Source organism: Embleya sp. NPDC059237, assembly GCF_042754105.1.
GTDB lineage: Bacteria > Actinomycetota > Actinomycetes > Streptomycetales > Streptomycetaceae > Embleya.
Map to the genome: position 1 here is coordinate 50,630 of NZ_JBHZAE010000026.1, position 13,384 is coordinate 64,013.

The window sequence follows — 13,384 nt, forward strand, 5'->3', positions numbered from 1 at the left end:
CGTGGCGCTCGGCCCGGAGCCGGCGTCCACCGAGAAGGGACTGAACCATATTCACGGGCTCGGGGTGCAGGCCGAGTTGCCCGGTAGTCGAGGCGAGTACGTCGATCGTGGCCCGTCTGCGGGCGTGGGCCGCGGCCAGGTGTCGCTGGTTCCTGAAGACTGGTTCTGAATCACTTTTGGTGCTGGAGCCACGGAGCGTCACCGGAACCGCGATGATGAACCCTCGTGGCTGACGCTCTCCTTCAGGATCTCTGGTTCCACCGGGCCGACGACGTCGTGCTCGACACCATCGCCATCCGAGACGAGCTGGTGACCGTCCAGGCCGCCGCAACGACCGGCCGGGCCGAGTGCCCGGCCTGTGGAACCACCTCGACGCGGGTGCACAGCCGGTATGTGCGCCGTCTCGACGACACCGCAGCGGGCCGGCGCCGTGTGGTCATCGAGTTACAGGTCCGACGGTTCCGGTGCCGCCAACAGGCATGCCCTCAGGCAACGTTCGCCGAGCAGGTGCCAGGCTTGACCTTCCGGCACGGGCGGCGGAGCCAGGGCCTGCAGACCGCTTTGCAGCAGGTGGCCCTCATGCTCGCGGGCCGTGCCGGCGCCCGGTTGGCGGACGCGCTCGCCGCTCCGGTGAGCCGTTCCACGCTGCTGCGGCTGATACGGGCGTTACCCGAGAGCGCGCCGACGACGCCCCGCGTGCTCGGCGTGGACGAGTTCGCGCTGCGCAAAGGACACGTCTACGCGACGATCCTGGTCGACGTCGAGACGCGTCGCCCCGTCGATCTGCCCGACCGCACCGTCGAGACCGTCGCCCGTTGGCTGACCGAGCACCCGGGCGTCCAGGTGATCTGCCGCGACCGCTCCGCCTCCTACGCCGAAGCCGGACGCCTCGGAGCCCCCGACGCGATCCACGTGGCGGACAGGTGGCACATCTGGAAGAACCTCGCCGAAGCCGTCGAGAAGACCGTCGTCCACCACCGGGCACTGCTGGACGAGCCACCCGCGGCAACCGCCGATCACCCGGCACCGCCGGCAGACGGCTCACTGCCCGCGCCGAACGAAGCCGGCCCCCGCCGCACCGGACGACTGTCCGACCGCATCCGCGAACAGCACGTGGCCGTCCACGCGCTCCTGGAAACCGGAATCGCACTGCGTGAGATCGCGCGCCGCCTGGGCCTGGCCCGCAACACCGTCCGCCGTCTGGCCCACGCCGCAGACCCCGACGAGCTGCTGGTCGGCAAGTGGACGGGCCGCGCCAGCATCCTCGACCCCTACAAGCCCTACATCCATCAACGCTGGGCCCAGGGCTGCACCGTCGGCCGCCGCCTGTTCGAAGAACTCCAAGAACGCGGCTACCCCGGCGGCGAGCAAGTCGTCAAAGCCTACGTGCGCAGGCTGCGGGAAGCCTTCCACAGTCCGATCCGCCTCGCAGGACGCCTTCGACCAGGGACGTGACCAGCTGGATCACGCGCCACCCCGACAGCCTCGACGAGGACCAAACCCAGAGACTCAAGGAAGTCCTGGCACGGTGCCCGGCTCTGGACCGCACCGCCCGGCACGTCAGAGCGTTCGCCAAGTTGATGAACAACCGCCACGGACACCAGCTCAAGGACTGGATCGCACAAGTACAGGCCGACTCGATCCCGGCCCTGCACACCTTCACGACCGGCCTGGGCCAAGATCGTGACGCCGTCATCGCCGGCTTGAGCCTGCCCTACAGCTCCGGCGCCGTCGAGGGCCACAACAACAAGATCAAGATGCTGAAGCGCCAGATGTTCGGCCGCGCCAACTTCGACCTCCTGCGCAAACGCGTCCTCCACGCCGCATGACGCCGGTGGTTGCGGCGGCCTGGACGGTCACCAGCTCGTCTCGGATGGCGATGGTGTCGAGCACGACGTCGTCGGCCCGGTGGAACCAGAGATCCTGAAGGAGAGCGTCAGCCACGAGGGTTCATCATCGCGGTTCCGGTGACGCTCGGTGGCTCCAGCACCAAAAGTGATCCAGAACCAGTTTTCAGAGAGCGTTGACACCAGGCGGTCGTTGACCGAGGGACATCCCTGCGGGTCCCGCGTCAACCGTTCCCGGACCTGCGGCGCGACCCGGGCGAGTTCCGGGTGCGCGGCGCACGCGAGTGCTCCCAACAGGGCCGACTTACCCACCCCCCGGGCTTCCGACGACCATCCGAACACCACGCACGTCCACGTCGTCCAACCATGTGCGAGGACACGCAGTTGCGACCGCTGGCCCGTGAAGCGGTTGCCGGCCTTGTCGGTGAGGTCCCCACGTCTCGGGTATCGAGGAACACCCGCAGCGCCGGATCCACACCGCTCACCCGTGCCGCCGTGGGGTCGTGGGCCGGATTCGGGAAGAATGGAGCTCCGGCTCGTCCAGCGCGAGGACCATCGCCGTGCTCTGGATGTTCTGCACCGTCCCGGGCATCCGCTCGACTCGCCGACGGATTCGACGTGCCACCGTCGAGAACGGCACATGCGACCGGGCCCGATCGGTGTCCAACCCGTTCCGTGCCACCTCCTCCAACACTTCGATCAACGCGCGGCTGAACCGTCCGTCGTACGCGTCCTCGCCCCGCCGGACGCCGCGATCACCCACGCGCCAGCGGGTCCGTCAGCCCCATGCACCAAGTGCGGCAACGAGGCCGCGCGCCCCGATCGGCACAGATCGAACAGGAACAACGTCGGAACACCCAACGTCTGTGCGTCGGCCACCCACTGCGCGGCGTTCGTCCCGGCGCCGACACGCCCATCCGCTGGCACGACGTCCACCCGATGCGGATTGGCGGTCTCGGCATCCCCATGCGCCGCCACATAGACGACCGTGGCGCTGCCCAACGCCGTGGTCACCGCCGCCCGCAACTCGGCGGCGTCGACGTCGCGATGCACCTCGGTCGCATCCCCAGACGATCCAGCGCCGCAGCCACCGCCGGGGCCACCTCGTCCACAAACGGCGGATCCGGCCACATCCGCGCACCGACCGGCACCTCGTCGTCTGCGGCCGCCGAGAAGCGTCCGATCCCCACCACCAACGCCCGCACAGACCCAGCCCCGTCGTACAACCCATCCACCACGAGACACCAGCCTGGCAAACATCACCCGACACGACACGCCGAACGACAACACTCGGGCAGCAAACCCACCTTCGATCCTCGGACAAGGAGGGCGGGCGTTGGACCTGGGTGCGAGCGAGACCGCGGATCGGGCCCGGGCGTTCACGCATATTCTCGACGCCGAGGTCACCACCGTGAAAGCCTGCGCCGCCGGAGGCCGATACAACAGTCGCCGACACCAAGCGGCATCACCGCGATCGGTCACGCGCATGTCCGCTCGTGGTGGCCGCGTCCCGGTGTAAGGCCACTGTCCGAGGGCGGCCGAGGGCCACGGCCCGACGGTGTCGGAAACCGATGGGGCGTTCAGGACGACAGGGTCGAATACGCTCCACTCGGTGATCGCGCCGGACCCGCTGAAGGAGTACGGCGGGCACCACGCACCCGGCACCGGCCGGGTCAACGTCATGTCCGTGTGGCGACGGCGGATCGCCCGGTTGGACGGGGCCCGCGTACCATCGGCTCGCGCGTGAGTGCCGCAGCTACACAGTCGGTGTGATCTGGTCCGGTTCCACGTTCACCCACACCTCTCGAGTGCCGCCGAACACACCGGCGACGGTGAACGTCACGTCCAGGCGCCCGAACGCGACGTGGGTGACGAAGCCGACCGAGTTTTGGGGCACGGCTGCCTGCGCCCAACCGTCGAGGTCTTTTGTGGTCCTCACTTTGTCGCCGATCTTCATCCGTGCTCCCGTTCCGCCGCACTCGACCGATTCCCACGGCCGGCACGGCCGGGCCGATCAGTATCACCGGACGGGGTGACAATCGCGGCTCGACACGCCATACGTCACCGTACGGATCGGCTGTGCGTCAACCGTCCCCGATACCCGGCGACGGTTCGCCTCCTTCGTCCGTGCCACCGTACGTACCGTGGGGGCGGTCGTGGTCGTCGGGGCCGGGTGCGGGATCGGTGCGGCGATCCGTCGGATGTTCGCCGAGCGCGGTGCGGACCTGGTGGTCACGTACCGCAAGGGAGCCGCCGTGGCCGAGGCCGTTGCCGGGCAGGCGCGGTCCGAGTACGGCAGGCGGGCCCGTGCGTGACAGGTCGATCTCACCGGCGCGCCGTGGCGACCTTCGTGGACGCCGCGGCGGCGGAGTTCGGTGGCGTGCGCACGGTCGTGTACGCGTCCGGGCCGCACGTGCCGATGTTGCACCTGAGTCGGGTCACGCCGACCCAATATCGCGAGCAACTCGAGGGCGACGCGGCCGCGTTCTTCAATCTGGTGCACCCGTCGCTGCCGCACCTGCGCGCGGCGGGCAACGGCAGCCTGGTCGCGGTCACGACCGCGGCGACGAGCCGATTCCCGGTCAGGGGCGTCCTGTCGTCCTGTACGAAGGGCGCGGCGATCGTGCGTGGCATCGCGGCCGAGGAGGACCGGTTCGGGGTGCGCGCGAACAGCGTCGGTCCGGGCATGCTCACCGACGGCATGGCCGCGCGGCTGATCGACAGCGGTGACCTGGACGAGCGCGCGCTGGACGTCACGCGTGGCAACATCCCGTTGCGGCGATTCGGGCGCGCGGCGGACATCGCCGAGGCGGTCTGTTTCCTGGCCTGCGACCGGGCGGGTTTTATCAGCGGCCAGAAGCTGGACGTGGACGGCGGCTACGGCGTCTGACGGCCGACGGCGGATCGCCGCCGGTTACCGGATCACATGCCGCCAGCGGACCCGCCCGTGTTGGCGGAGCCTGAACCGCCCGAGTTCATGTTGGTGACGATCGCAGCCACGTGAGCCGATCCGGAGTGCGAAGGTCCCGACGGAGGCTCGGGCAATCGGCGGCGTGATGTCTCCAACTCGACGGGGACACCGACGGCCGACAGCAGGGCATCCAGATCCTGCTTCAGTCGCAGGGCGTCCGGGGGCGCCGGGGTGACGCAAGCCGACACGACGTGGCCGTCGCCGATCATCGTCGCGACGTACAGCGTTCTGTCGGTCGGCTGCGAACGCCCCCTGGATGGTTCGATGATGCTCTCGTACAGATGAATTCGTGCCAGGTCGGCGATCGGCAGCCATGGCCCCGGGCGACCGGCCCGCACGAAGCGGAACCGGTCTGGGGCCTGCGCCGGGGCGAACTGAATCCGGCGGACATGACGCAGTGCCCTGGACGCAACGAACGGGCCGGTGATCAGCGAGCCGGCCGCCGCGAACAGGCCGGCCACGAGCAGCGCCGTGGCGAAGCCGGCGCCGAAGCCGAGCATCACCAAGGTGATCACGAATCCGGCGCCGCCGAACACGATCGGCAGTCCCGCCACTGAAGCAAAGGCGATGAGCAGCGCCCGGCCGCGCGAACCGCCGTTCTCGCGAAAGACAAGGTCGGTCGTATCAGCGTCAGGGCCGGGCCGTACCAGCTCACCGGGAAGCATGCATTTCAAGGTAGACCCGGCCGCCGACCTGGTCCAGGCCGATCCGGCGGCCGGGCTGTCGCCTTCGTGAGCCGTCGGTGCCGACACGCCCCAGGCTCTATCCCGGGCGCACGCCGGGCCGGGGAGCAGGCGTTCGGATGCCCGACAGGGGCATCTCGGTGCGTCGGATGATCTCGTGCTGAGCGGCGCCGAGCGTTGCGTACAGCGCCAGGAGCTCGTCGACGGCATGCGGCGGCAGCCCCAGACTCCCGCACCAGGTCCGCGCGGTCGCGTACCCGTTGCGCAACATCTCAAAGTCGGCGGCGAGTTGCATCCGCACCACGCAAGCTGCGACCTCCGGATGGTCGTGAAGCACCTGATGTTTCCTCATGAACGGCAACCCGCGTCGTCGAGCAAATGGGGAAGCGTACGTTCGGCCCACAGGTGGTCTGTCGCGGACCAGGCATCCCCGTTTTCGACCGGGGCTTGCCGCGTCACGACGATTGCGCGTGGTCCCGTGCCGCGTGTCCAGGTGTGCCGCCGGATCGTCCCGATCCGAAAACGGCCCCGCGCACGCGTGGGCGCAGCCTGTTTCTGCGCGTCACGAGCACGCCTCATGGCGGTGATCCTCTCGGCCAGCGACACGTCTTTCGGATCGTTGATCACAAAATTATGGTACAGATGTTCGAATACGTGGATCCAGTGGTCTCGAGAGCTGATAGGTCGACCAACGCATTTCGATGGACGGGTCCACCGGACGTCATCCGCTCTCGGAAGCGGGGCGAAGGCGGTCACGTATGCGTTGTGCGTGCTCGAGGTGCCGCCGCAGGCTGGATCGGCCGGTCGCCCAGGGCTGCGTTAGGCTCTCCCCGGTCCCTTGACCCTGAATGGGGTTGCTGGCGGGAGCAGGGCAACGCGGCCGATGTCGCCAGAGCAACCGGCGATGCGGTGCGACCGAAGTCGGGCCGACTCGGACATGTCGTTGTGGGGCCCGGTTCGGGAGCCTGTCACCGGTGATCCGACCCCCGGCGAGAATGCCGACGCTGTGATGCTCCGGTCCATCGGAAGGGCGTGTTCGGCTGCGGGTTCGTCCGACGGTGCGGGCGCGTGCGATTTCCTGGTGCTGCGCGGCTTGTGCCCCCTTCGCCGACTCGTCAAAGGAAACCGAGTATCGGATTCGTCATGCCTTCGTTGTCATGTGCGTCGGCGAATGGGGCGGATGCGCGGCGAGCCGGAAGGTGCCATCGATACGAAGCTCCAGGAGACTTCCAGGGCGGCGGCATCCTCGTCTTGTGCCGCCGATCCCGGGGTCGGTTGCGGTTGCCGAGTCCACAGGCTCACATCCACGTCGAAGCCCGCCAGGAGAAGGTTGTGCGCACCGAAACCGACTGCCCGAACCGCGGCGGGCATCCGGATCCGGTCGACGCACACGCGTGTCCTCAGATCCCAGATTCGAATCGTGTGGTCGTCCGAACCGCTGACGGCGATGGGCCGGCCGTCGAGGACCGCACACGTCACCACGTTCACCGGCCCAGTATGCCCCCTCAAGGGCTCACCGAGGGGTTTGGCGGTGAGCAGGTCCCACACCTGCACATCGTGGACGTCGCCGTCGAATGCGGAACCGGAACCCGTGACAACAACGGGGCGATCATTGAGGACCGCGTAGGCCGCCGTGTTCACCTTGCCAACTCCCGATTGCAGAATTGCACCGCGGGGCTCGCCCGCGGCGAGGTCCCATGTCCGCACCATTCGGTTGTGACCAAAGCCGGCGCAGGTGATGGCCAGCGGCCGACCGTCGTGGATCGAGTGCGACACGCTCGTCACCGGCCCCGGGTGTCCGTCCAGGGGTTCCCCGATGGGGGAGCCCGTCGTCAAGTCCCAGACGCGTGCGGTCCGGTCGTGGGAGCCGGTCACGGCGACGGGTCGGCCGTCCAACGTCGTGCACATCACGGCGTTCACCGCTCCGGTGTGTCCGCTCAGCGGTTCGCCGACGGGTTCGCCCGTTGCGACGTCCCAGACGCGCGCGGTGCAGTCGCCGGAGCCCGTGATTGCAACGGGCCGCCCGTTGAGCGTCGTGCATGCGGCCGCGCCCACCCATCTGGTGTGTCCGGTCAAACGTTTGCCTGAGGGTTCACCGGTGGTGGAATCCCAGATGCCCACGGTGTGGTCGTGCGATCCCGTGACGGCGATGAGCCGGCCGTCGGAGACCACACAGGCCACCGTCGACACCCATCTGCTGTGTCCTGCGGGGGGCTTGCCCCTCTCGTCGCCGGCCACGTCCCACACCCGTACCGTGTGGTCGTCGGAGCCGGTGACGACCACGGGGTGGCCGTCCACGATCGAGTACGCCACTGTGTTCACCGGCGCGGTGTGTCCGCTCAGCGGTCGGCCCAGCAACTCGCCCGTTTCGAGGTCCCATATGCGTGCTGTGTGGTCGGTGGAGCCGGTGATGGCGATGGTTCGCCCGTCCAGGACCGCGCAGGCCAGCGCGGACACCGCATGGCCGGGGTGTTGGAGGGCTTGTCCGACGGCTTCGCCCGTGGCGAGGTCCCACATGCGTACGGTGGCGTCTCCGGAGCCGGTGAGGACGACGGGCCGGCTGTCGAACACCGCACACGCCACTGCGGATACCGGGTTGGCGTGGTGGAGCGGGTTGCCGATGAAGGCGCCGGTGGCCAGGTCCCACACTCGCGCGATGCGGTCTCCGCCGCCGGTAACGATGACGGGCCGGCCGTCGAGGGTCGCAGCCGCAAGGGCTCTCACCGGCCCGGTTTCGGTGAGGCGGCGACGGCCGGTCGGGTTCTTGTAGCGCCGGCCCAGGCGCCGTCCCAGGCATTCGCCGGTCGACAGGTCCCACAGATGTGAGCTGTGGTCACTGGAGCCGGTGACGGCAACGGTTTTGCCCTCCATCTCGGCGTATACGACTGCGGATACCCATCCGAGGTGCCGATCCAGGGGTTCTCTCGGGTTGGTTCCGGTCGCCAGATCCCACACCCGCGCGGTGCGGTCGTTGGAGCCGGTGACGGCGATGGCTCGGCCGCCCACCCGGGCGCAGGCCACCGCCCGCACCGAGCCTGCGTGTCCGGACAGGGGTCGTCCGACGGTTTCGCCCGTGGCGAGGTCCCACACCCGCGCGGTGTGGTCGTCCGAAGCGGTGACGACCACGGGTCGGCCGTTCACGGTCGTGCACGCGAGCGCCCGTACCGGTCCGGAGTGCCCGGTGAGGGTGTCGCGGGCGATGGGAACCAGTGTCCCGCCGGTGGCCGCCAAAGGTTTCCATGCCTCGGATCGCGTCTTGCGGTTCAGCGCGGTCAACAGGGGCGGGGTGTTGTGGCGGGCGGCATCCAGAGCGAGGACCCGCCGTCGCGTCGTCGAATCCGCGTGACGGTGGATGCCGATGGAGGTGCGGTACACCGCACGCGCGGTCAGGGCCGCGTCGCTGCGAGCGCGGGAGAACGCTGCCAGCAGAACCGCCGGGTTGGCCAGGACCAGGAATTCGCTGTCGACGAGAAGTTCGTCGAGCCGGCCTGCATGCTCGGCATGTGCTGTGGCGTGGCGCAGGAGGTAGGGCGGGGCGCTGTCCCAGCCACGGAGCGCGCCGTCGGTCGTGGTGTGGACGTGCAGGAGATGATCGAACATCTCGTCCGGTGTCGGTGCCCGGTGTCCGTGGGCGGGAGGGCGGCGGGTGAGGTGGTCGACGAGTCCTTGATGGAACAGGCGGTAGAGAAGGGTTCCGTCGGTATCGGGTGTGGCCCGGAGGTAGAACAGGGCGTCGGGAAGAAGGGTTCTGCTCTGTCGGGGATTCGCATCCGGTGCGAACAGGGTGGTCATCGGCAGGGCGATGTCGAGGGGCATGCCTTCGCCTTGGGCAAGCGCCAGGCAGGACAGCAGGGCACGGACGTGGCGGCCGTGGGGCCGCGCGTCCAGGTCCAGGTCCAGGACGGTGGGCAGTGTCGTGGGGACGGATTCGCCGATGCGTGTGGCTTCTTCGGAGTCAATCGGTGCGGGCAGGCACGTCAGGTACCGGATGAAGACATCGGCGACCAGGAATGCTCCCCATTCGGACTGTTCGCCGGTGGCCGAGGAGGTCAGCCGTTCGGCGATGGCGTCCGCCAGTGCGTGGCGGATCGTCCGCATCCTCGGGCGACGGTAGGCGTCCAGATCGGCCAGTCTCCCGGTGATGTGCGTGGTGAGGTCCTTCCGGACCTCGCGGGGCTCGGCGTGGTCCAGGTTCAGTAATCCGTCGTGCACGTCGGAGAGTTCGAGGAGTTCCGCGAAGATGGGCCAGGGACGGGTGCCCACCAGCAGGCGTGCAACGGGTCGACCGTCCTCGCGCGTGGCGCGGGCGAGGTGGGTGAGTGCCGCACAGGTCGCGGCCGGTTCGGTCGCTTCGTCCAGGGCGTCCACCACGACCGCCGGGATCTCCTCCATCACAGCGAGGGAGGTCGCGAGGGTGGTGGCGGTGACCGCGCGCTCCCGGGGTGCGATGTAAGGAACGAGTTGGCGTGCGAGGGACCCCAGGACCTCCGCACAGGTGCGGCCTCGGGCGTGGACCGCCGCGAGGCGGTCGCTGACGGACGGGCAGCAGAGCGGGTCGCCCGCCTGGAGGCGTTGACGGACCTGGGGGACGAGCGCGGCCAGTTCGGGGTGGGCGGCGCAGGCCAGCGCGCCCAGGAGGGCCGACTTGCCCACCCCCGGGTTCCCTGTGACCACTCGCAGGCCACCGATGTCGATGTCGTCGAGCCAAGGAGCGAGTTCGGCGAGTTGGGTGCGGCGTCCGGTGAAGGCGGTGCCGGCCTTGTCAGTGAAGTGCCGCGCGTCGCCCGGATCCAGGAAAACCCGCAGAGCCGGGTCGACGGCGGCCAAGGCGGGCGCACCGGGGTCGTAATTGGGGTTGGGGAAGAACGGTACGTGAGGTTCGTCGGCAGCTGCCTCGATCGCGGTGCTCTGCACGTGCTGTACCAGGCCCGGAGAGCGCTCCATGCGCGCGCGGATCCGGCGCGCGACCGCGGTGAAGGACACGTGTGATCGCTCGGGGTCGGTGTCCAGGCCGGTTTCGGCGACCTCCTCCAGTACTTCGGCCACAACCCGGCTGAAGCGTCCGTCGTAGGCGGCCTCTCGGCCGCTGGAGGCAGCGATAACCCAGGCGTTCGTCGGGGAGTGGGCGCGATGGACCAAGTGGGGCAGGGTCGCGGCTCGACCGGAGTGGCACAGGTCCAGGAGGAACAAGGTCGGTGTGCTCGCGTTCCCCAGGCGGTGCGCGTCCCGCACCCAGCCCGAGACGTCGGTGTCCCGGCCCACGAGGGCGTCAGCGGGGACCACGTCCACGCGTTGCGGGTCGTTCTCATCGCCCTCGCCGTGCGCGGCGACGTAGACCACCCGAACCTGCCCAAGCGCGGCACCCACACCATCCCGCAGCTCCGCCGCGTGAACGTCCTTGAGGACATGTGTGTCGTACCCCAGCCGAGCCAACGCCCCGACGACGGAAGGCACGACGTCGTCCACGAACGGCAGATCGGCCCATGCCGTCGAACCCACCACCACTTCGCCGTCTTCGCCCGCCGTGAACCGGCCGATCCCCACCGCCAACGCACGTACCGCACCCATCTGCGCCCCCCACCACGAAACGAAGCATCAGAGTGCCAGTGATCGGCTGCTCGCACTCAGCGAACGTGCGCATCCGACCGCCTGGTATCGCCTCGCGCGTCCGCCGTACGCGAAGTTCCGGCGACGGTCCGCCGGTCCCCGGTCGCAGCTCACATCCTGATCGGCCTCGCCCGCCTCACCTGCCGACATCGGTTCGCCGGGAGACGACGGCGAACCGCCGGAACCGGTGGTCTCTTGGATGTGTTCACAGCTCACGTGTGCTCGCGAGCGTTGGTGGTGTCGGGGGCGCGTCGCGGAGGATTTCGCCGAGGCGTGGGTGGGCGAGGTAGTTCTTGGCGAGGTGGAAGTCGAAGGTGTGGATGAGGGTGTGTTCGTCCGTGTCGACGCCGGTGAAGGTGCGGCCGATCCCGCCTTTGGGGATGGCGACGATGTCGCCGGGGTCGGCGAGGTTGACCCAGCGGGCGACGCCGGGGGGTCGTGCGCCGCGGCCGTCGACGGGTGCGGGTCGCAGGCGGGGCAGGACGGCGTGGGGCAGGGCCAGGGGTGAGCCGAGGGTGACCAGGAGGTCGATCGTCAGGTCGGGGCGGGCCCACAGGGCTTCGTAGGCGACGACGGAGCCGAGGGAGTGGGCGATCACCACGCGGGCGCCGGTGGTTTCGACGGCGTCGGTGACGCGGGCACGGGCGGCGGCGCGGGCGGCACTGTGCGGGTTCTCGAGGTAGGCGGGGACCTCCCGGCACAGGAGCGCGACGAACCACCTGGTGGCCGGCGCGCCCATGCCGCGCATACGCGCGAGGGTCTCGGCCGCCTGGCGCACCTCGATGGTAGACCGGCCCGCGGCGACGCCGGTGGGCAGGTCGAACGCGTCCATCCATTGGCGGGCGAACTCGGCCTCGGCCGGGTCCAGGTCGTCGAGGTCGTCCCCGGTGCCTTGTCGGCCGGGCTTGCTGAGCAGGTCGGCGTAGTAGGCCACGGACACCTCGGGTGGCGGACCGCCGTCTCCGGCACGGTGCAGGGCGGTGGCGAGGTGGGTCTGCCAGATGCGTCCCAGGGTTCGGGCGGCTTGCTCGGGGGTCTCGCCGCGGCGGAGGTTCCCGATGCCGTGGACTCCCACAACGGCCTGTGTCACGCATCCTCCTGGGTGGTGGTGTCGGCGCGTCCGTGAGCCGGCCGTCCCGGCGATGGTGGAGAGGCGCGTGTCAGGAGCACGACATCTGCGCCGAATCCGACGAACAGCCGATCCCCATCTCCTAAGGCAAGCGCGTGGCAGGGAGCGGGCAGGATGATCCGGTCGATGCATTGTCCCGTGCCCAAGTCCCAGATCCGCACCGCGTTGTCGTCGGAGCCGGTCACCGCGACGGGGCGCCCGTCCACCACCGCGCACGCCACCGCATTCACCCAGTCGGGTCCGGCGAGGGGTTCGCCGTGTTGGTGACCGGTGGTCAAGTCCCAGATCCGCAACGTGTTGTCGCCGGAGCCGGTCACGGCGACCGGTCGTCCGTCCACCACCACGCACGCCACCGCATTCACGAAGTCGGTGTGTCCGGTGAGGGGTTCGCCGCGTGGCCGACCGCTGATCAGATCCCACACCCGCACCGTGCGATCGTCGGAGCCGGTCACCGCGACCGGTCGCCCGTCCACAACCGCACACGCCACCGCATTCACCGAGCCGGTGTGTCCGGTAAGGGGTTCGCCGCGTAGCCGACCGGTGGTCAGATCCCACACCCGCACCGTGCGATCGTCGGAGCCGGTCACCGCGACCGGTCGCCCGTCCACAACCGCGCAGGCCACCGCATTCACCCACTTGGTGTGCCCGGTGGCAGGGGCGGTCACCGCGACCGGTCGCCCCCTCGATGCCGCGCGCGCCGCCGTATTCACCCACTCGGGTCCGGCGAGGGGTTCACCGTGTTGGTGTCCAGTGGTCAGATCCCACACCCGCACCGTGCGATCGTCGGAGCCGGTCACGGCGACCGGTCGTCCGTCCACCACCGTGCACGCCACGGCCTTCACCGAACTGAAGTGTCCGACGAGGGGTTCGCCGTGTTGGTGTCCGGTGGTCAGATCCCACACCCGCGCCGTGTCGTCGTCGGAGCCGGTCACCGCGACGGGGCGCCCGCCCACCACCGCGCAGGCCACCGCATTCACCCACTCGGTGTGCCCGGTGAGAAGTTCGCCGTGTTGGTGACCGGTGGCCAGGTTCCACACCCGCACCGTGTGATCGTCGGAGCCGGTCACCGCGACGGGGCGCCCGCCCACCACCGCGCAGGCCACCGCATTCACCCACTCGGTGTGCCCGGTGAGAAGTTCGCCGTGTA

General features: G+C 69.4%; 12 protein-coding genes. 4 read left to right on the forward strand and 8 right to left on the reverse strand.

Going from position 1 to position 13,384, the window contains the following annotated elements; genetic code table 11:
- Positions 1–225 precede the first annotated feature (225 nt).
- Together ACFXKZ_RS47460 and ACFXKZ_RS47465 are read left to right on the forward strand one after the other, a co-directional pair.
- The gene (locus tag ACFXKZ_RS47460; protein ID WP_380012936.1) at positions 226–1,455 is read left to right on the forward strand and encodes an ISL3 family transposase; all 1,230 of its coding nucleotides are present in this window, start codon (positions 226–228) and stop codon (positions 1,453–1,455) included.
- Positions 1,452–1,829, forward strand: a complete 378-nt coding sequence (locus tag ACFXKZ_RS47465; RefSeq protein WP_380012939.1) for a transposase — start codon at positions 1,452–1,454, stop codon at positions 1,827–1,829. Before ACFXKZ_RS47460 ends, ACFXKZ_RS47465 begins: the two co-directional genes overlap by 4 nt.
- Positions 1,830–2,546: 717 nt before the next feature.
- On the opposite strand, the gene ACFXKZ_RS47470 is transcribed toward ACFXKZ_RS47465, so the two are convergent.
- On the reverse strand, positions 2,547–2,900 hold the full coding sequence (locus tag ACFXKZ_RS47470) for a hypothetical protein (protein ID WP_380012942.1): 354 nt from the start codon (positions 2,898–2,900) through the stop codon (positions 2,547–2,549).
- 703 nt (positions 2,901–3,603) lie between these two features.
- A complete protein-coding gene (locus ACFXKZ_RS47475) occupies positions 3,604–3,804 on the reverse strand; it encodes a hypothetical protein (protein WP_380012945.1) in 201 nt (66 codons plus the stop codon).
- Between the two features lie 187 nt (positions 3,805–3,991).
- On the opposite strand from ACFXKZ_RS47475, the gene ACFXKZ_RS47480 reads away from it, so the two are divergent.
- Both ACFXKZ_RS47480 and ACFXKZ_RS47485 read left to right on the forward strand, forming a co-directional pair.
- Positions 3,992–4,162 carry an SDR family NAD(P)-dependent oxidoreductase gene (locus ACFXKZ_RS47480; RefSeq protein WP_380012948.1) on the forward strand — a complete coding sequence of 57 codons (171 nt, stop codon included), beginning with the start codon at positions 3,992–3,994 and terminating at the stop codon, positions 4,160–4,162.
- 23 nt (positions 4,163–4,185) lie between these two features.
- The gene (locus ACFXKZ_RS47485; RefSeq protein ID WP_380012951.1) at positions 4,186–4,737 is read left to right on the forward strand and encodes an SDR family NAD(P)-dependent oxidoreductase; all 552 of its coding nucleotides are present in this window, start codon (positions 4,186–4,188) and stop codon (positions 4,735–4,737) included.
- Positions 4,738–4,769: 32 nt separating this feature from the next.
- Here ACFXKZ_RS47485 and ACFXKZ_RS47490 read toward each other — a convergent pair whose 3' ends face one another.
- The 6 genes from ACFXKZ_RS47490 to ACFXKZ_RS47515 form a co-directional block, all read right to left on the reverse strand.
- The gene (locus tag ACFXKZ_RS47490) at positions 4,770–5,483 is read right to left on the reverse strand and encodes a hypothetical protein (RefSeq protein WP_380012954.1); all 714 of its coding nucleotides are present in this window, start codon (positions 5,481–5,483) and stop codon (positions 4,770–4,772) included.
- Between the two features lie 97 nt (positions 5,484–5,580).
- Positions 5,581–5,838 (reverse strand): hypothetical protein, encoded by a 258-nt coding sequence (locus ACFXKZ_RS47495; RefSeq protein WP_380012957.1) that lies wholly within the window; start codon positions 5,836–5,838, stop codon positions 5,581–5,583.
- An 11-nt stretch (positions 5,839–5,849) separates the two neighbouring features.
- Positions 5,850–6,128 carry a hypothetical protein gene (locus tag ACFXKZ_RS47500; RefSeq protein WP_380012960.1) on the reverse strand — a complete coding sequence of 93 codons (279 nt, stop codon included), beginning with the start codon at positions 6,126–6,128 and terminating at the stop codon, positions 5,850–5,852.
- A 528-nt stretch (positions 6,129–6,656) separates the two neighbouring features.
- Positions 6,657–11,069 carry an AAA family ATPase gene (locus tag ACFXKZ_RS47505; protein WP_380012963.1) on the reverse strand — a complete coding sequence of 1,471 codons (4,413 nt, stop codon included), beginning with the start codon at positions 11,067–11,069 and terminating at the stop codon, positions 6,657–6,659.
- 244 nt (positions 11,070–11,313) lie between these two features.
- Positions 11,314–12,198: a hypothetical protein gene (locus tag ACFXKZ_RS47510; protein ID WP_380012966.1), complete on the reverse strand. Its 885-nt coding sequence runs from the start codon at positions 12,196–12,198 to the stop codon at positions 11,314–11,316.
- On the reverse strand, positions 12,195–13,384 hold a 1,190-nt coding region (locus ACFXKZ_RS47515; RefSeq protein WP_380012969.1), incomplete at its 5' end, for a WD40 repeat domain-containing protein. The genes ACFXKZ_RS47515 and ACFXKZ_RS47510, both read right to left, overlap by 4 nt.